General features: G+C 45.9%; 15 protein-coding genes. 5 read left to right on the forward strand and 10 right to left on the reverse strand.

Going from position 1 to position 18861, the window contains the following annotated elements; genetic code table 11:
• Nucleotides 1-2 precede the first annotated feature (2 nt).
• The 4 genes from GQF01_RS04265 to GQF01_RS04280 all read left to right on the forward strand — a co-directional run bounded on the left by GQF01_RS04265 (nt 3) and on the right by GQF01_RS04280 (nt 4527).
• Complete coding sequence (locus tag GQF01_RS04265; protein ID WP_161405627.1) at nt 3-611, forward strand: class I SAM-dependent methyltransferase; 609 nt, start codon at nt 3-5, stop codon at nt 609-611.
• Between the two features lie 148 nt (nt 612-759).
• Nucleotides 760-2247: a spore germination protein gene (locus GQF01_RS04270; protein ID WP_161405628.1), complete on the forward strand. Its 1488-nt coding sequence runs from the start codon at nt 760-762 to the stop codon at nt 2245-2247.
• A gap of 1 nt (nt 2248) precedes the next feature.
• Complete coding sequence (locus tag GQF01_RS04275; RefSeq protein ID WP_161405629.1) at nt 2249-3400, forward strand: Ger(x)C family spore germination protein; 1152 nt, start codon at nt 2249-2251, stop codon at nt 3398-3400.
• 17 nt (nt 3401-3417) lie between these two features.
• Nucleotides 3418-4527 carry a GerAB/ArcD/ProY family transporter gene (locus tag GQF01_RS04280; protein ID WP_161405630.1) on the forward strand — a complete coding sequence of 370 codons (1110 nt, stop codon included), beginning with the start codon at nt 3418-3420 and terminating at the stop codon, nt 4525-4527.
• Between the two features lie 81 nt (nt 4528-4608).
• Here GQF01_RS04280 and GQF01_RS04285 read toward each other — a convergent pair whose 3' ends face one another.
• The 6 genes from GQF01_RS04285 to GQF01_RS04310 form a co-directional block, all read right to left on the reverse strand.
• Entirely contained in the window at nt 4609-5508 is a 900-nt protein-coding gene (locus tag GQF01_RS04285; protein WP_328803392.1) for a family 43 glycosylhydrolase, read from the reverse strand.
• A gap of 3 nt (nt 5509-5511) precedes the next feature.
• Complete coding sequence (locus GQF01_RS04290; RefSeq protein WP_161405632.1) at nt 5512-7137, reverse strand: extracellular solute-binding protein; 1626 nt, start codon at nt 7135-7137, stop codon at nt 5512-5514.
• Between the two features lie 30 nt (nt 7138-7167).
• A complete protein-coding gene (locus tag GQF01_RS04295; RefSeq protein ID WP_161405633.1) occupies nt 7168-8043 on the reverse strand; it encodes a carbohydrate ABC transporter permease in 876 nt (291 codons plus the stop codon).
• A 12-nt stretch (nt 8044-8055) separates the two neighbouring features.
• Complete coding sequence (locus GQF01_RS04300) at nt 8056-8961, reverse strand: ABC transporter permease (RefSeq protein WP_161405634.1); 906 nt, start codon at nt 8959-8961, stop codon at nt 8056-8058.
• A 204-nt stretch (nt 8962-9165) separates the two neighbouring features.
• A complete protein-coding gene (locus GQF01_RS04305; protein WP_161405635.1) occupies nt 9166-11406 on the reverse strand; it encodes a helix-turn-helix domain-containing protein in 2241 nt (746 codons plus the stop codon).
• Nucleotides 11407-11491: 85 nt separating this feature from the next.
• Nucleotides 11492-12202 (reverse strand): metallophosphoesterase family protein, encoded by a 711-nt coding sequence (locus GQF01_RS04310; protein WP_161405636.1) that lies wholly within the window; start codon nt 12200-12202, stop codon nt 11492-11494.
• A gap of 315 nt (nt 12203-12517) precedes the next feature.
• On the opposite strand from GQF01_RS04310, the gene GQF01_RS04315 reads away from it, so the two are divergent.
• The gene (locus GQF01_RS04315; protein WP_161405637.1) at nt 12518-15001 is read left to right on the forward strand and encodes an S-layer homology domain-containing protein; all 2484 of its coding nucleotides are present in this window, start codon (nt 12518-12520) and stop codon (nt 14999-15001) included.
• A 54-nt stretch (nt 15002-15055) separates the two neighbouring features.
• Here GQF01_RS04315 and GQF01_RS04320 read toward each other — a convergent pair whose 3' ends face one another.
• The 4 genes from GQF01_RS04320 to GQF01_RS04335 form a co-directional block, all read right to left on the reverse strand.
• Nucleotides 15056-16015, reverse strand: coding sequence for a hypothetical protein (locus GQF01_RS04320; protein ID WP_161405638.1), 960 nt, complete (start codon nt 16013-16015; stop codon nt 15056-15058).
• A gap of 2 nt (nt 16016-16017) precedes the next feature.
• The gene (locus tag GQF01_RS04325) at nt 16018-16908 is read right to left on the reverse strand and encodes an ABC transporter permease subunit (protein WP_161405639.1); all 891 of its coding nucleotides are present in this window, start codon (nt 16906-16908) and stop codon (nt 16018-16020) included.
• Nucleotides 16909-17049: 141 nt separating this feature from the next.
• Complete coding sequence (locus GQF01_RS04330; protein ID WP_161405640.1) at nt 17050-17820, reverse strand: SDR family NAD(P)-dependent oxidoreductase; 771 nt, start codon at nt 17818-17820, stop codon at nt 17050-17052.
• Between the two features lie 60 nt (nt 17821-17880).
• Nucleotides 17881-18663: an SDR family NAD(P)-dependent oxidoreductase gene (locus GQF01_RS04335; RefSeq protein WP_202556075.1), complete on the reverse strand. Its 783-nt coding sequence runs from the start codon at nt 18661-18663 to the stop codon at nt 17881-17883.
• Nucleotides 18664-18861: the final 198 nt, after the last annotated feature.

The raw sequence follows: 18861 nt of genomic DNA on the forward strand, positions 1-18861 counted from the left end.
GGATGAGTTTTGATTATATTGACTTTTGGAACCAGAATTACAGCTTAGGCGGCACTTCTGGCAGCGGCTCCTACGGCTTATTGGCTGAATTCAAATCTCAAATTATCAATGATATGATTCAGAAGCATGCGATCACCACCGTCATCGAGTTTGGGTGCGGTGACGGCAATCAACTGCAGACCATGAATTATGCCCATTACTTGGGTTTGGATGTCGCACAATCCTCCATAAACTTGTGCAAGGAGCTCTATAAGGATGACAGGAACAAAAGCTTCATGCTCTATACACCTGGCTACCTGATTAACCGCGGATTTTTCAGGGCAGATCTCGTTGTTTGTTTGGATGTGCTCTACCATATTACGGATGAGCAGGATTTCTGCTCAACTCTCAACGATCTATTCCAAAGCTCGAACCGTTGGGTCGTCTTATATACCAAAATTACAACAGGATTAGAGCCACAGGAGGTACCTACTATTCTAGACCGGGATATTATGTCTTATTTAGCCAAGCACGGTGATTATAAAATCACAGAAATCATTCAGCAGCGCCATCCCGAATTGTCTTCTTCCCACTTCATCCTACTGGAGCGAGTTTCTTCTTCACTCACTTGATTCAACCTGAATTCTCACACCATAACCCAAATAAGACAGCTGATCATTTTGACAAATTTGATTAGGTGTCTTGTTTTGTCATTCAAGAGACTTGAATAATAAACCAATATTTGGTGGATAATAGGGAAAAATTAAAGGAGCTTGGATCATGATATCCTCGCAGAATCCAATGTCCTATCCCCAAGAAACGATCAGCACCAACCTGGACGAAAATGAAACCTTGCTTCGGCAACTATTCGAGCATTGCTTCGATATCGCCTTTCAACGGGTTGTATTGTCAGATAAATGTGGGATTCTTATGGTATACGTCGACGGAATGATCGATAAGAATGCATTCAAATCACCCTTGTTTCAATCCTGGTTGTTGGAGAAAACCCACAAAGACAGCGAAACGCTCGACTATCCGATCTTAAAAGAGCATTTTGCGGTGGTTCGACCCATCCGCTACGAAAGTGGCTTGCAAGAAATCGTTGAATCGGTTTTGCAAGCTTATTTGGTCGTATTCGTCGATGGCGAAGCGGAAGCGATGCTATTGGACATGTCTGGTTGGGAGCATCGGGGAGTGGAAGAGCCAGCCTCTGAGATGGCCATTCGCGGACCAAGAGAGAGCTTTACCGAGACACTAATAATCAACACATCGCTCATACGTCGAAGAATTCAAACGCCTAAACTAAAGCTCGATTCTGTCGTACTTGGCACGTTTTCCAAGACGAAAGTGGTCATCGCTTACATGGAAGGGCATGCACGAACGGATTTGGTAGAGCTCGTTAAACAACGAATATCCAACATCCGAATTGATCTCGTTCTGGATTCCGGCTATATCGAAGAATTCATCGAGGACAAATCTTTCAGCCCTTTCCCTCAAATCATGAATACCGAGCGTCCGGATGTTGTTGCCGCTAATCTGATGGAAGGGAAAGTCGCTATTATGACCGACGGAACGCCTCAAGCGCTGCTCGTTCCGATGACATTCTGGACGGCATTCCAAGCCGTCGAAGATTATTATGAACGGTTTCTATTTGCTACACTGATCAGATGGACAAGGTTTATCTTGTTCTCTGTTTCCTTGTACCTGCCTTCGTTGTATGTGGCGATTACGACCTTTCACCCGCAACTACTCCCGACGAACTTTTTGTTGAGTATCACTTCCGCTCGCGAAGGGGTCCCATTTCCAGGCGTTATCGAAGCACTTTTAATGGAATTTCTGTTTGAAGGCTTGCGCGAGGCGGGAATTCGTCTGCCGAAAGCCATTGGTTCCGCCGTCAGTATCGTCGGTGCCCTTGTTATCGGTGAAGCAGCAGTCACGGCCGGAATCGTTTCAGCGCCGATGGTCATCATCGTCTCGTTAACCGGGATCGCGTCTTTTGCCATTCCCCGTTACAACATGGGGATTGCTTTTCGTATGCTTCGGTTTCCGCTTCTTCTTATTTCAGGAGCTCTTGGTTTGTTTGGAATCGCCATGGGGACGCTCGTTCTCTTAGTCCACATGACCAAGTTGGAGTCGTTCGGTGTTCCCTTTCTATCCCCAATCGCTCCTTTTCAGCCTGACAAAATCAAAGACGTTCTCATCCGCGCTCCTTGGTGGAAATTGGCTTCTCTTAAAGCATCCGTTATTGGAAAGCATTCAAGGAGGTAAAATGCTGATTAAACGACTTCGCTTGCTAGCCGTCATTCTTCTTATATTTCCGTTAAGCGGATGCTGGGATCGCCGTGAATTGAATGACCGCTTATTCGAATTGGGTTCTGGGGTCGACCAACTCGAAGACGAAAAAGTATTGATGATCGGCCAGTTCATGATTCCAACGAAATCCGGAGAATCCAGCAGCGGTGAGAAACAATCCTACTTTATTGAGACGGGAATTGGCAAAGATGCGTTCGATGGGCTCTTCGATATGCAGTTAAAATTGTCAAGAAGAATAACCCGTGGACATCGCCATAACATCTACATCGGAGAAAAGATGGCGATGTCCGGCATCTCGAATTTACTAGATTCAGTAACCCGAGATCCCGACAGCCGATTTCGATCGGATATCTGGGTCGTAAAAGGGACGACCGCCCTCGAGTTTATGCAAATGTCCTTTCCACTTGAGAAAATGCCTGCTATAGCTCTGTCTAAACTAAGAGAAATAATCGGCAAGAGAGTTGGTAACTCCGTACTGGAGATATTAATCGAGGAAAACGTTGAAGGAAGTGGTCCAACACTTCCTGCCGTTGAAATCATTTATGATTCGAAACTCCGCAAAAAAACGCTGCATGTATACGGCCGTGCAGTTCTTAACCGTAAACAGCAGTTAGCTGGCTATTACAATGCTATGGAATCCGCTTACCGGTTATGGGTCGTTGGTGAAACGAAACGCATGCCGATCTCAGTAAGCATGTCGAACCAAAAAGGAACATTCAGTGTCGAAGTCCAACGAACGACATGCAAAGTGCTCACGGAAGTCGATGACGGGAGAGTTGAAATCGATGTCAACTTGAAAGGCAACGCTATCGTTCAGGAAAGCAATACAGCATTGGATCTTCGAAACGATGATCATCTGCTGACCTACGAAACAGAGTTAAACAACCATGTCGAAACTGCCATTTTGGACGTTATTCAGAAAGCGCAGAAGCAATTCAAAGTTGATGTTTTTCATTTCGGAAAAGCAGTCAGCAGGCAGCATCCAGAAAAGTGGGAAGAACTGAATTCCCAATGGGAGCAAGCCTTTTCCAATGCAAAAATTACCGTTCACTCCCATGTGAAAATCAAGCAAATTGGGCTTCAAGGGCCTCCTCCCAATATCCAATAAACCGCAAGGAGCTTGATATGAAGCTTACGAAATATCAATTGTTTTGGTTGTTGTTCTCGACAGAGATAGGGTTGACTTACTTGCTTACAATTGCGCCGATGTTCAAGGATGCCAAACAAGGAGCACCACTCGCGATGTGCTTGGCTGGTGCCGCGTCTGTGCTGGTTACCTTGATCGCAGTCAAACTAAGCCTTCTCTATCCAGAGGAGACATTCGTTACATATGTCCCTAGAATTGTAGGTAAATGGTTGGGCAAGACCATTGTCTTTGCTTATCTGCTTCTGTGGATTGTCCACGCTGGCTTCATCCTCCGTCAATACGCGGATTTTGTCCATATGACTTTATTCTCGGCAACTCCGCTATGGGTCCTTGTTGTGTGTATGGTGTTAGTCGTGATCTATGCGGTGCACGGAGGCCTGCATATCGTTGGCCGTTGCAGTGAACTCATCGGGCCTTTCTTACTCTTGAGCATCGTCTTGATTATGCTCCTAAGCATTCCAAATTTACGGCCATCGAGACTGCTTCCCCTGCTTCCAACTGAGGGGTGGATAGCTGTGTTCAAAGGAGGCGAATCGCCGGCTTCATTTCTGAGCGAATCATTCCTCACCGTCATGCTGGTTGCCTTTCTTGCAGATAAGAAAAAGGCGTTATCCTCCAGTTTATGGGGCGTGGGAGTTACCTGCATCGTCCTTATGTATGGTGTTCTCAATGTATTAATGATACTGGATAATACCGTTCCGGCGAAACTTCAATACCCCGTATATTCGGTCATTCAATACATATCCATCATGGAATTTATCCAAAACCTTGATATATTGATGGTTGTAGGAACGATCTTTAGCATTTTCATCAAATTATGCCTCTACATGTTCATGACCAGCTACGGAACGGCTCAATTGGTATCAATTCGGAATTGGCGAAAAATTCTTTGGGTGGTCGGAGTGATCGTATTTACCATCGCATTGTACCCACGAAGTGTGAACGAATCCCAAGAGAAGCTACCGCTCTTCTGGAAAAATGTCGTATTTCCTATTTTCCTAGTCGCTATCCCGCTGCTGCTCTGGATAATAGGGAACGTCCGGCTTAAGATGAAACGATCCCAACAAACTAAAGTCCCCTCCCCTTGATAGCCGCACAAAGCGCGGAGCTCATGAAGAGCCCCGCGCTCGGGTCATAGATATCATACGGAAGCTGGAACTTCAAGCTGCTTATTCCACTAAGTAAGGAATGCCCTCTGCCCAGCCAATTTCTACTTTGGAGAGATACCACGTTTTGCCTCTGTCGTTATTCCCTTGAAAGAACAGATACGTTCGACCATCCTCATCTTCGAAGAAAAAGGGATGCCCTGATTCACTTTCATTCCAGCTTCCAGGCTGTCCACTCGGAAGAAGGGGTTGCTGGAACATCCGCTCCCACCGAATGCCATCTTGGCTGATTGCACAACCAATTTGTTGAGGCTCATTATTATATGCGCCCGCATAGAACATGTAGAGCTTGCCATCCCGCTTGTGCATCGCAGCAGCCTCAATGCATTTCCCTTCCCAATCCAGCTCCGGTTTCAAAATAGATTCTGTACACCTTTGTGTCCAGGAATCTCTACCGTAATCGGATTCCAGTGGTGCCGTCGCAACGCCCTGCATCTGGATGTCGCCCTTCGGATCGCGTGTGGCGAAGTATAGCCATAATTGATGATCATGCACAAGAACATCCGCATCAATCGCTCGGCCGTTGTTCCAATCTCCGCTAGGCGCGAAGATCGGATTCGCCTGATTCTTCGTGAATGTCTGACCGTCTTCCGATACAGCGTGACAGATGGCATCTTTAGGGAAGTTTCCATATGTCTGGTAGAACAAATGAACACGTTCTTGAAGCACAATCGCCCCAGGAGCACAAATACCTTTCGCTTCACACGCTTGTTCTATGGGAACTTCCCCGATTTTGGCCCAATTCTCCAAATCCGTACTCTCCGCTATGCCGATTCCCCAACGACCGTCAATGAATGGACCTCTGGAATAATACAACAGATACCTTCCTTGATAACGAACTACCGCGGGATCCTTGGCGTATGGGATACCTGCTGTCAAATCTGCGAATTTCAATGCTTTCACCCCTTAGTTTTTGATGAATTTCCACATATCTTTGGCCAAAAATGCCGTATCTTTTTTCTCGTCATACCATTTCAAATAGAACTCTTCTAGCTTCGCTCCCCCTGATTTCTGCCACATATCTTTGGCATCCGTGAAAGCTTGATCAACACCATAGGATGAACCAGAAACGATCGCTTTACTGTAGAAATCCGAAATCTTGGAAACATTCGTGTTCACAACTTTGAGGTCCTCTGGCAGTGCCGGCATATGCTCACCATAGGTAATTGGGGCATACTGCACATCAGAGCTTAGATTCGCTTCATTATTTTGCTTAATAAGCTCGATGAAATCTTTCTGCAGCGGTTGGCTCGCATCGAGTTGACTTGCAACGCTGGCACACGGTTCCATTTCAATCTGCTGAAGCAAAAGCTGGAAGTCATTATTCCACGAAACTTCTTTGCTGAACTGCTGAATATCTTTAGGTACATAACAGCCATTCGCATTCTTCGCTGAGTCTACCTCTGGTGTACCGTAGCGAAGCATTTCCCCTGTTGATTTCGACGCCATGAAATCAATATATTTCATCACAGCTTCCGGGTCTTTCGCTTTCGCATTGACAACTGTTGTCATCTGCACCGGATTGTTCACGCCAACGGCGAAACGGCCATAGGAGGATTTCGGCAGCTTAATGGCCTTCACCTCTGCACTAGGTACATTTTTTTTCAGCGGTTCGTAGTAGGTTGAATAGTTAAGCGGATCTACGGTACGACCGACAAAAATGCCCGTTTTTCCGTTAATCCAATCCTGCAGCGCTTTCTGACCATTTTTATCTGTCAAGAAGTCTTTGTCCGCCAGCCCAGCATCAAATAACCGCTTCTTGAACGTTACTGCTGCTTTGGCTCTTTCCCAATCGTGGACGAGCTTGCCGCCCTCTACAACCCATGAGACATCCTGGAACATGGTGCTAATTGAACCGCCCGTTTCACCGCTAAGCGCAATCCCGTAGGTATCCTTTTGACCATTGCCATCCGGGTCATTCTCAGTAAATGCTTGAGCTACTTTAAACAAGTCCTCTACGGTTTCCGGCTCTTTCAATCCCAGCTTCTTTAACCAGTCCTCACGAATGAACAAAGCCTGGAAGCCGGTTAATTTCTGTACACGCCCGAATTCGTACTGTTTGCCGTCTGATTTCGTACTGGCTTTCTTAAGTTCCGGGTATTTCTGCATTAAATCCTTATACGTCGTACTGTATTTCTGAATCAATTCATCAACTGGCATAATCTGTTTCTGCTGAACAAGTTGATCCCTGAAGTTCGCGTCAAATTCTTCGATAACGTCAGGGGCATTGCCGGATGCGAACAAAATGTTCAGCTTCTGAACAGATTCGCCTCGTGGAATCGGCACATATTTAGCTGTTGCCGGCCCTGTTTCATTCAACCATTTCGTCCATCGATTGTTGTCGATCGTCCCCATCCCTTGCGGAATGTTGCCACGGTCATAAATGGTTACAGAAATGTTCCCTTTCTTCTGGGTCGCTGCTGGAGTTTCCCCTTCTTTCTTGCTGCTGTTATTCGAACATGCAACCAGTAGACATCCACAAGCTAATGTCAAAGTGGCCGTCGTTACTGCTCTTTTTTTCCAAGTTTTCATTGCCCCCATACCCCTCTGCGTGAAATTGAATTATCCTTTAATGGCACCAATCATAACGCCTTTCACAAAATGCTTTTGCAAGAACGGATACACGATCATTATCGGCACTACCATGACAATGATCGCAGCCGAATTGATTTCTTCCGGTGTCAGCCGAATTTGATCCGCTGCATCTGAACTGTTCATTTGGGCAAGCATCGTCTGACTCTGAATCATTTGTTGAACCAATACCGATAAATTGTATTTCGTTGTTTCATTCATATAAATCAGGACATTAAAGAAAGAATTCCAGTAACCCACCCCATAGAATAGCGCGAGGGTCGTCAAAACGGGCATGGACAGCGGAAGCACAATTTTGGTTAAATACTTCCAATCTCCGCATCCGTCTATGCGTGCTGCGTCATCGAGCTCACTCGGGATATTTTCCATGAAAGATCTGAGTACTAACAGGTTAAAGGTACTGACCAATCCTGGGAGCCAGAGCGCCCAATACGTATTTAGTAAACCTAACTCTTTGACTGTTAGATACGTAGGAATGAGTCCTCCGCCAAAAAGCAGCGTAAACACAATTGCAAACGTATACAATTTGCGTCCATAAAAATAGGTGCGTGTTAGCGGATAGGCTGCCAGAATCGTGAATGCCATGCTGAGCACGACCCCGACACCTGTTATCTGAACACTGTTGAGAAAAGCGTGCACAATCGGTGTTCCCATGAACAATTGTTTGTATGACTGCAAAGAGAAGCCAATCGGGTATAAGGAAACCCACCCGGAAGCAACCGCATGCGTATCACTGATTGATAAAGAAACGATATGGATCAATGGAAACAAGCACGCAAGGGCTGCGATCGTCAGGCATACATAAAATACGAAGACCATGCTCCGTTCACTTGCAGATAATTGCATGATAAGCCTCCTTCACCATAATCCATTGCCGAATTTGCGTGCAATCCGGTTGGTGATGACGACAAGAATCAGACTGACGAAGGACTCGAACAAGCCAATAGCCGCCGATAAACTAAACTGAGAACCCATTAAACCAATCTTGTAAATGTACGTGGAGATCACTTCCGAAATATTGGAAACCGTGGAGTTCTGCAGCATAAAGACCTGGTCAAAGCCAACCTCCATAACGCGTCCCATAGCTAAGATAAACATTAAAACGACAGTTGAGCTTATACCTGGCAGTGTCACATGCCAAATCTGCTTCCATTTGTTCGCCCCGTCCAAGCTTGCAGCTTCATATAAGGTTGCATCGATGGAGCTGAGTGCTGCTAAATACACAATGGCGCTGAAGCCGGCTTCCTTCCAAATGCCAGATCCTACAAAAATCGAAAGCCATGACCCTTCATGATACATAAACGCGTAGGATTCTCCAAAGAGATACTTCCATAAGACGTTAATCGTTCCGGCTTGCTGAGAAAACACCGTAACGATAATCCCGGCGACAATAATCCATGAAAAGAAATGAGGCAAGAAAATAAGCGTCTGTACGATCTTTTTAAACCACATCGCCCTAACTTCATTGAGCATGATAGCTAATAGGATGGGAAATGGGAAGCCGATGAAAATCGCTAATAAACTTAGCAAGAGCGTGTTTCTAATGATCTGAATGGTAGCTGGCGTGCTGAATAACACACGGAAGTTCTCAAGCCCCACCCAAGGACTGTGCAAAATACCATCGCCAAAATTGTAATGTTTAAAAGCCATAATACTTCCAAACATAGGCACATATTTGAAGGTAATAAAAAAAACAATAATCGGCGCAAACATGAGATATAACGGAATATTGCGTCTCCAGATGGCGCTGCGAATCAGGCTCACCTCCTTCTTTCTTGATGCCCCAGTATCACCTGCAGGTACTTTCCTGAGCACTCTTACACTATACGTTAACGCTCAATGAAGCATCAATTTGCATTTTTCCTCGATAAACAAAAGTGTTATTTAGACGTAAAAACCGCCCTTCTAGGCATGAAGGGCGGTTCCACTCAATAGGCAATAAACAATTTTCCCCGATAATCATGTTTGTCAATGGGCCTGATTCAGCTTGCGGAACTCGCCTGGAGTAACCCCTTCGCTTTTCTTAAAGGTCCGAATGAACGAAATGACCTGAAGATACCCCACATGCTCAGCGATGGACTGGACAGAATCGGCAGTATGAATCAGCCTGCGTTTGGCCTCCTCGACCCTGATGTGAATCAGGTAATCGACGAAGCGCTCACCAGTCTCCGCCTTGAACAACTTGCTCAGCACACGGGAAGGCAGCTCGAATTTCTCGCTTAAATAATGGAGGGACAAATCCGGATTACTATAGGCTTCTAGCAGATAGGACTTAATCTCACTGATCACCCGGTGATAATCTTGCGTATTTTGCCATTGCTGCATAGATGCAACTAGCTCATTAAGATAAGTGATCAGGCCCTCCTGAATCTCATCGATGAGATCGCAGTGCGTCAATGCAGACATCACCTCTGCTGAAAGCTGCAGCGACTTGTTGCCTTCTCCTCGATCTGGCATATCCTGCTTCAATTTCTCGAGTTCATCAAAGATGTATTGTATGACATCGAGCACTTTCTCCCTTGGAAATTGATCATTTTTCATCTCCGCAAACATGTCATCAAGAACGGCTCGCCAGCCCGGCTCCGCTGCTCTGACCGCTTTCACCAAAGACTTTACCAATTGCAACTGTCGGTACAAATCACCGCGAGCATGCTGCTGGGACTCTCTGGCATAGTAAATATTATTATAACCATGAACGGTCCGGAATTGCCCGGCTCTCAGCGCATCTTGGTACGAATGGCTGATCTCCTCTGCGTCATTCGCTTCCGTCCCCACATAAATAGATGCCGTAAACTGTAAATTCAATGAAACCCAACTTTTCACAGCTTGAGCGATTGCATCAATGGAGGAATAGGACTGATCCGGATGGACGTATAGGATTGCAACCAACTGGTCCGCTTCCTTCCACTCGAACCAAATTGGCACCTGCTCAGCTTGCGCTATTTCTTGTATCACCCCATGAATCACAAACTTTAACAGCTTCTGATCCCTAATGGAGTAGCTGCTGCGAAAATCTTGATAATTATCGATTTCGACAATCATAACGATGGACGACTCAAATGTCTCAGGGAGCTTCAATTGATCAGCCTCTAACATCCATTCGTCGGGACTCAAAGAGAAATTTCCTTCCAGAAGCTCATAGAACCAATATTTTTTGCGAATCGATAGATCCTCTTGATATCTCTTTTCGTACTGATGTGAATTTTCCACTAAATTATCCAGGGCAGAAGATATGAACTGAAATTCGTCATGCGCCGTTTTTCTGCCCATCGACAAGCTTCTCTTTAGCGTATAACGATCAATCCGTATCATGATTTCTTCAATCGGCTTATAGTTTCTATGAGTAATGTACGTTAAAAATAAAATACCGAGAAGCATCAACCCGAGAACAGGCAGCATCCACGCTTCAAAAAAGACAGAAAGCAAGCTCGCCTGCTCTAACGGAGGTACTTTGACCTCAAGTGTCCACCCCGTATAGGGAGATTCCACGCTGCTAGTGCCCCAGGTATCCGACTTCGTATTTTTTCCTGGCGTATTCCGTTCGAAGAACGAAGCACCATCCGCCCCCGCTAAATGAATGGAGTCGGCGGCGTTCGCCTTAATCGTCTGCAGCATGCTATTCAGGGAACCTACTTGAATATTAATGACGACTACACCGCTCGGTATAGATGAAGTAATCGGAATTTGCTTAGCGAGTGAGACCACTTGACCTGGACGTGCTTCGCCGAGGAACTGATTGTAACTGCGTGGGGACGTCCACTTGCTGCCCAGAGTACCTTGAAAGGCTTTCTCCACAAAATCGGCATCCGCAAATTGATTGAGCTTAAACATGGAATTATCTGTAATCACTTCATTATTTTCTTTATTATATACGTACACGTCTCCAGCAAAGGGAAACAGTGTTTTCAGTTCGTTTAACCTCTGCGTAATTTCATAAGCAGCGAATGGTGACGTTGGTTCATGCGAATTATAATAATTTCTAATCCACTCATCGGTCAACATTTGTTGAACGATATAATTTTCAATGGTTTGAAACGAGGAATCCACAACATTCATCACATGTGCGGTAAAAACATCGTTCGTATTTTGAATCCGTTCTCTTGTTTCTACGTTCCATCTGTAATAAAACGCCATGCTGAGAATCAATACGACAAAAACGAAAAACGGCATGTACGATAACAGCAGACGGTAAAACCACTTTCTTTGCATGGTCTTCCCCCTATAGCGGCAGTTAGAGTAACTTATAGCTAAAATAAATTCTCCATAAGTTACATAAACTCCTTCCAAGAAAGACTTACTTAAACAAATAGACCACTTGGCTTGGTAACTCTAGACAATTTAATTGCCCTCCGTAAACGGCACCACCATCAATACCGATAATCCGATTCACACCAAAGTAAACATGAAAGTTGTCTGAATCGCCATGCAGCGTATCTGTGGATGAGTGGCCGAAGATCACGATTTTTTTGCCGGAATATCCCTTATGAAATTCTTCTCGAATCCACATTAATGTATGCGGGTCCGTTTCAGAAACAGGAGTTCCTGGCTGTACACCGGCATGCACAAAGATATACTCATCCGTTTCAATATAGTGCTGAAGATTCGTTATGAATGCCAAGTGCTGCGTTAGAATTTCCGATTGCAGCGTTGGTTTTATGAACGCTTCTGCCTGCTCATCGACTGCGAAATCAGCTTCAGTAAACCCATAGCTTCTAAGCGTCATATCGCCGCCGTTAATTTGTGCCCAACGCTTCCAAGCGCGCTCTTCCTGCGTCGTTAATGCTTTAATCATTAAATCCTCGTGATTGCCTTTGAGAACGAGCGCTCCTGCTTCTTGTAAAGTGATCACCTTATCTAGGACTCCCCTTGCATTCGGACCACGATCCACATAATCACCAAGTAGAATCAGTTGATCGTTTTCGGGATGATACCCCGCCGTTTCCAGTAAACCTTCGAATTTCTCGAGCTCCCCATGAATATCGCTAATGACAAGCATTCTTTTCATCTCGTTCTCCCCCTGGTGTCTGGTTTCAATTTTACTAGTATAAAATGAAAATTTCCTATCTGCAATTAGCTTAGCATCAAATGGCAAGCCCTACGGTTTACCGGGCGCAGCACAAATAGACCACAAAAAAGGTTGATTCAGCCTAATGTTTTGGTTGAAATCGCTTACAAATTACTCGTCTATCTAACTATACTTTTAACGTAAGCTTGTAAGTACAAGAAGAAAGGGGCGGATTGGATCCTGTACCAAGAACGAATTGTTTCAGTTAAACGTTCTGCAATCGTATTGAAATTATGGGATAAGAAGGTGTTGTGAATGAAGTGGCTTGTATCATTATTGTCGTTAGTCCTCATTATCTTAACTTTAATCCCGGTTACCCATGCGGAGAATGACGCCGTTCATGATAACCGAACTTCAATGGTACAACAGACAGAGAAATTTAATGATTTGATGGATTTACCGAAGGACATCAAAGACAAATTTGACACGTTGATGCGAGAAAATGTGTTCGATGGCGTCTCGGACCATACGTTTGGATTAAACGAGAAAATGAATCGAGCTCAGTTTGCCAAGGTTGCTGCCATTATCTTTGCCCTGCCGATTCCAACAACAGTTGCACAATCGTCGTTTACCGATGTGCATGCTGATGATCCCGCTAACGGCTATGCCGTCCCCTATATCGAAGCGTTGCGATTAGCCGGACTAACGAACGGCGTCGACGCGGATGGCAAGCTGTACAACCCAGCGGGCCAAGTAACCCGTCAAGAGTTAGCTGCTTTCTTGATTCGTGGGCTGAAGTGGCAGGTTACCGGGATCACACCGACGCCAGACAGCACAGTAGACGACTGGGCCAAAAGCTACGTCACCCTGGCGATTCAGAATAAGCTCATGACGAATGTAGCCGTCGGAAGCTTCGGAGGTAAAGCCCCTTCCACTCGCAAAACGCTAGCGCTAGCCAGCTTTGAAGCGAGACTTGCCTTCCAATCGCATGCGAGCCCTGTCTTAGGCAGTCCATCTATCACTCAGAGTTTACCTCCTGGCATAACCGTACTGCCGACTAAAATTGAACTCGATGAATCGGTTAAACTTAGCGTCGGAGATAGGTATTATGATGCTGATGGAAATATATCTCTACTTGGACAGCTGCCAGTGATCGGCCTGAAAGTGACGGGTCCAGATAACTACGAGTTTACCCTGAGCCAAATTGAAACCCTATACAGATGTGGTTATTTGGATATATCCGCTTCCGGAGGCCTTGCACTCGATAACCCAGTTATCGGTCAAAGCTATGTTGGACTGGGCAAAATTGTCATCAAGGAGGTCAAATCCGAAGATGACGTTTCGATCACAGCTAGCCTTACTCATGTTGGCGATGCAACCGCAAGCCAGACCTATAAAGTCACACCTATGCGCATTCCCACGAGCATTGAAGTTAATACCAAAGATATGGTTGTACTCGCAGAAAATGAGCAGCCGCAAGGATTCGCTTTTACCATTAAAGATCAATATGGAAAGGCATTCAATGCAGCCTCCGCTCTTGATAGCACTCCATACATGATCGAATATAAGCTCGAAAGGGTTTCCGGTGGGCCTAGTTTGCAAAGCGCCGGAGGGATTTTTGAATCTCCATGGGATGAAGCCAGTTCCGCCGAGTCGGACAAGCGCATCCTAACTTGGCAGATGCCTGTAGACAAAAGCGGTGATCTGAATAAATTTATATTTAAACCGAACCAGCAAGCAGTTAGTCCAGAAGGCTCACATTATACAATCACAGCAGCCGTAATCAATAAAAACACCGCAGAATTGATCACCTCGGTCGCTGCTAACTTAGAGATTTACAACTGGAAGGATTACGATCCCCTGATGAAGTACGAGTTGGATATGCTTGATGATCATTTTGCCGCAGGAAAATATTTGTTCGAGCGCAAAGTAATCGGCAGTGCGGATGATGTTGCAACTATGAATACGAAATATGATTATTATGGAAAAGAAATCAACATTATCGCTTCGGATGACAAGAACAGAAGAATCGATATAACGAAAGTACGCAAAGATGCGAAAGGCAAGTCGATTTCCCTCATTCAAGAAGTCTCAGCAGATACAAAAGATGCGATTCTGGCCGCCTCAAGCGTGAATACATCGGGCATCCCCGTGTACAAAGCGTATGGCATCCAACCGACGGAATTATTGAACGTCAACGTCACATTTTACACACCTAGCGGATTAAAAACATTAACGAAACAACAAGTGACTGTCGACTATGGCGAGCCGATAGCAAAAGCGGTAGCGTTGAAAAATACGACCCTTCAATTCAACTTAAACACCGTTTATACCATCCTTAAGGCGGACGGTAAATCGGAACAAATAAAAGGCTCCGACTACCTTGAGAGTAATCCTTACGTGTGGGAATTCCTTAAATTTAGTGACAATAATGGTCAGAGCGTGAAAACCGAAAGTGGCTTTTTTAAATATTTCATTCAGGCAACCGACCAATTCGGCTACAAATATCAGAACACCAGTGATGGTTATGTCACGGACTTCGTAGATAACCTTGATCGGCTGAAAGTTCAAGTGACGATTGATACCGATAATAAATTTCCACCTAAATGGAGCGTTGGCGACGAGGCATTAAAGGATAAAATCTGGATTGATGACCAGTTCCGGCTACATTATGAGCCTGCTGCCCGGAAGTCAGATGGGTCCATGGACTATTCGAAGAAAAATTTGCAAAGCTTCAGCATCGAGCTCATTACTCCCTCCATGCAGCGGGCATGGTGTAACGTTACATTAGGTTATTAAGCAAGTGAAAGACGCCTTTCCCATAGCGGAAGAGCGTCTTTCTCCACTCTGTGACTACAATTGAGCACGTTTCTTGAATTGATACAGGAAAAACTGCAAGGAAAGAATCAATAAAGCGAAAGCTATGCCCGCTTCTATTACGATATAGGGATAAATTTGGATATACTTGGCTCCGTAAGCAATCATCGCAGTCCACTCGCCAGTCTTCGTCTGATAAACCAGGTACGGCACTTCCCCTGGCACTAACTGATCTACCATCACCAACGTTTCTGAACCTCCGATAATAATATTGAAAATCGCCAACTGCCCCATAAGAAAAAGTACAAGGATGAATTCGCTGATAGCCATATAAAGCAATTCAAGTCGCATGCTAGTAAAGATATGCTTTAAGATCCTGTGCAGAGGTGTTCCGCCCATCAAACGAGAAGCATCGACATAAGGTTTCTGATTGTAAAAGCGGGCTCTTTCGGCAATCTGGTAAGCTAGAGGAAAGACGCCAATGATGGTGACCATGACGAAAAAGACGATCGTAAACAGCACAAAGCTGTGAGGATTCGCTTTGTCTATCTCGTTTAAGCCAAGTCCGAAGAACATGCCTGCTAGCGGCGGATACAGAAACAAGAATGCCGGTACGGCAGAGATGACCCATTGCATGGCTCTCAATACGCCGGCACCACGCCCCGTCGTCCCTGACCACATGCCAAGCGGTACAGCAAACATAAATCTTAAAGCCGTTAATAAAGCGGCATAACCCAATGTGTATTTCAAGCCATTCAACAGCAAGCTCAGCATATCAAATCCCCTGTGGTCACTCCCAAGGAGATAAGTAGCATTCGGTGAGAAAGGTGGCGTGCTGAAAGTCATTTGACCGTCGATGATTTCCGTATGCAAGACGACTTTATCCGCATTCGTAAGCCCATGTGGCTTCAGCATCCCGCCGAATACCGCTAATATAACAATGACAACGATGATTGCACATGCGAAATAGAACGGTTTCGCAGATTTCCTTTTCATGGTCATGCCCCCTCCCTGTTTCGCACGACAAAGACTTTGCCGAGCATTGCATACAGGATGTGAAAAAGAATGGCCAGAATCGCCAGAACGATGCAAAAAATCGGGGTGGCGCTTATATTTTGCATTCTGGGACTTACAATGTATCCGCCCAGCCCAAGAATATCACACATGGCTTCCGCCACTGCCATGCTTGCAAGCGCCAACGTCGTCGCTTTGGGCAGCACCGTCAGCAGGTCGACCCTAATATTGCGGATAATGTGATGGACAAGAACTTCCCGCCATGTCAATCCTTTGGCAAGCGCTGTCGTGATGTACTCCTGCGACATTTCACGTTCGATCGCCAGCCGCAAAGTGCCGTAAATCAAGACCCCAGGAATAAGGACGATCGCAAGAAACGGTATCAGGAACGGGACATGATTGCCGTAATGCGCAACCAGAATAACGTTCCTTCCTGTCATACGAGTTAAATAAATGGATGTGAGCTGTATGAGAACAATCAGCAGAAAATCCGGGAGCCCGCTCAATACGGCGTGAACCGAATCTATCAATCTCCCTATCGTCCGCCACATTGAAGCTACAAGGGACAGCAATACAGCTAATAACACACCAGTGATTAGGCCGGGTATTAGGTAAGTGCAAGTGCGGACGATCGTTTTCTTTAGAATACTTGTTACGGCAATCTCATAGGCTCCGGTGCGAATGATCCCTAGATTGCCATGTGAGTAGTTCTGTAAGGAGGCCTTGACGGAAACCCAATAGGTATGAAATGAAATTCCTGATTCCTGCAGCTTGCCAGGAACCGCATGAATGAAGGCTTTATTAACATGGCTCATTAGAAATACGGCTGCTATAGTAAAGAGGCTAAGTAAAGCCCACTTCATAATGACTCTCATTAAGTTCAAACTCCTACGTATATATATTTGGATACTAATAGGACAATTGGCGCCTTCAAAGTGTGACACAATAACAATCGCCAACAATGAAACAACGGCAGCGAAAGTACGCGCTGCCGTTGTTTTACTACCAATAAACTGCTAACCTCGATATATAGGAGCTCCTAAAGGCGCTGAGCGTGCTCCCCCATCAACGGTAATTTCTGCTCCCTGCACGAATGATGATTCATCAGAGGCCAGGAACAATACCGCATTGGCTATTTCCTCAGGATTGCCCATACGGTTAAGCGGTATTGTACGCGCCTGTGAACCCTCAAGCTTCGCGGTTTCTTCAGGCGTCGATTTTTTCCAAATCGGCGTGCGAGTTGCCCCAGGCACAACAGTGTTTACGCGGATACCTCGCGGCGACAGTTCGGTAACCAACACTCTTGCCATGCTGCTTATGGCTCCCTTACTCGCCGCGTAAGCGGATCTTCCAGGCGCACCATCTGTTGCTCGCGTTGAACCGGTCAAGATGATAGAAGCCCCTTCCTTCAGATACGGCAAAGCGCATTGCACCGTGAAGAATGAACCTGTCACATTTATTCTAAGAACTTCTTCAAAAACGGAAAACTCTGTGCCTCCTAATGGCGTAGCAGACGAAATGCCAGCATTCGCGTAGACGATGTCAAGTCCTCCGAAAGTTGCGACGGCTTGAGACAACGCATGATCCATGCTTGCAGGATCGGTTGCATCCGCTTGGAAGGCAAGGACGCTCGGACCAAGTTCATGTGCTACCTCATTTAATGTCGCTTGATTCCGGCCCGTAATGACGACCTTTGCGCCTTCCGAGATGAAGAGCTTGGTGGTTGTCAAACCAATTCCGCTATTGCCTCCTGTGATTAAAGCCACTTTACCATCCAGTTTTCCCATTTCACTACTCCTTAGATCCGATATGAATATGTATCCGAACTACTACCTTCTATAACTCGCTTACCAAGCTGAAGCGCCACCGTCAACCGCGTAGTTGACACCTGTGATATAGGCCGCGCGGTCTGAGGCAAGGAATGCAGCGAGCTCCACGATCTCTTCGGGTTGACCGAATCGCTTCAGGAGCGTCTTACTCGTTATCGCATTCCGGGCCGCTTGATTGTCACCAAGGTCGCGGTCACTGGCCGGGGTCAAGACTGGCCCTGAACTGATCGCTACTGCGCGGATTCCGTGAGGCGCACCTTCAAGCGCCAGCTGCCGCGTCATGCCGATAACGCCTGCTTTCGCTGCACAGTGCGCGATCATCGGCGGGGTTTCGCCAGCGATCATACCAGCTACGGACGCGATGTTGATGATGACTCCCCCACCCCGCTTAACCAGATGCGGCCATGCGTACTTGGACACGAAGAAAGGGATATCGAGTTCACCAGTTATGGTCGTCCGCCAGTCTTCAATAGAGAAATCCGGCATAGGACCGAAGCGCTGCATGGCTGCATTATTGTAGACCACGTCGAGTCCGCCGAACGCTGCCGCAGCTTCTTGGACAAGCTGCTCGGCTTGTTCAGGGATCGTGAGATTAATCGGCGCTACGCCCTTCATCTCACCACCGGAGCGACGAACGAGTTCTACTGTCTCGTTGTTGGCATCGACATTGATGTCGCACCCGACGACCTTTGCGCCCTCTCGCGCAAAAACCTGCGCTGCGACGCGGCCCATTCCGCCTCCAGTGCCAGTGATCAGCACTACTTTCTTGTCGAGTATTCCTATGGATTGATGGCTAGTCATCGATTCTCCTCCAATGTTTGTAAATCATCTGCATCGTTTAATATTGTATTAATTTCTCAAAATCATTCATTCGACAATCTATGATTGACAACTATCGGATTAACGAATACAAGCATGATCTATGCATATTTGGCATATAACGTACGACAGTGAAGCGCATTACGTACACTGCAGCAGTTTTATTTCATGGCCTATGTA

The sequence above is a fragment of the Paenibacillus silvestris genome, from assembly GCF_009882985.1.
Classification (GTDB): Bacteria; Bacillota; Bacilli; order Paenibacillales; family NBRC-103111; genus Paenibacillus_E; species Paenibacillus_E silvestris.

Coding starts and splice junctions, on each gene's coding strand:
- GQF01_RS04295 (WP_161405633.1), bottom strand. CDS start 8,043: ATGCAATTATCTGCAAGTGAACGGAGCATGGTCTTCGTATTTTATGTA.
- GQF01_RS04305 (WP_161405635.1), bottom strand. CDS start 11,406: ATGCAAAGAAAGTGGTTTTACCGTCTGCTGTTATCGTACATGCCGTTT.
- GQF01_RS04310 (WP_161405636.1), bottom strand. CDS start 12,202: ATGAAAAGAATGCTTGTCATTAGCGATATTCATGGGGAGCTCGAGAAA.
- GQF01_RS04280 (WP_161405630.1), top strand. CDS start 3,418: ATGAAGCTTACGAAATATCAATTGTTTTGGTTGTTGTTCTCGACAGAG.
- GQF01_RS04290 (WP_161405632.1), bottom strand. CDS start 7,137: ATGAAAACTTGGAAAAAAAGAGCAGTAACGACGGCCACTTTGACATTA.
- GQF01_RS04270 (WP_161405628.1), top strand. CDS start 760: ATGATATCCTCGCAGAATCCAATGTCCTATCCCCAAGAAACGATCAGC.
- GQF01_RS04320 (WP_161405638.1), bottom strand. CDS start 16,015: ATGAAAAGGAAATCTGCGAAACCGTTCTATTTCGCATGTGCAATCATC.
- GQF01_RS04335 (WP_202556075.1), bottom strand. CDS start 18,663: ATGACTAGCCATCAATCCATAGGAATACTCGACAAGAAAGTAGTGCTG.
- GQF01_RS04315 (WP_161405637.1), top strand. CDS start 12,518: ATGAAGTGGCTTGTATCATTATTGTCGTTAGTCCTCATTATCTTAACT.
- GQF01_RS04325 (WP_161405639.1), bottom strand. CDS start 16,908: ATGAGAGTCATTATGAAGTGGGCTTTACTTAGCCTCTTTACTATAGCA.
- GQF01_RS04265 (WP_161405627.1), top strand. CDS start 3: ATGAGTTTTGATTATATTGACTTTTGGAACCAGAATTACAGCTTAGGC.
- GQF01_RS04330 (WP_161405640.1), bottom strand. CDS start 17,820: ATGGGAAAACTGGATGGTAAAGTGGCTTTAATCACAGGAGGCAATAGC.
- GQF01_RS04275 (WP_161405629.1), top strand. CDS start 2,249: ATGCTGATTAAACGACTTCGCTTGCTAGCCGTCATTCTTCTTATATTT.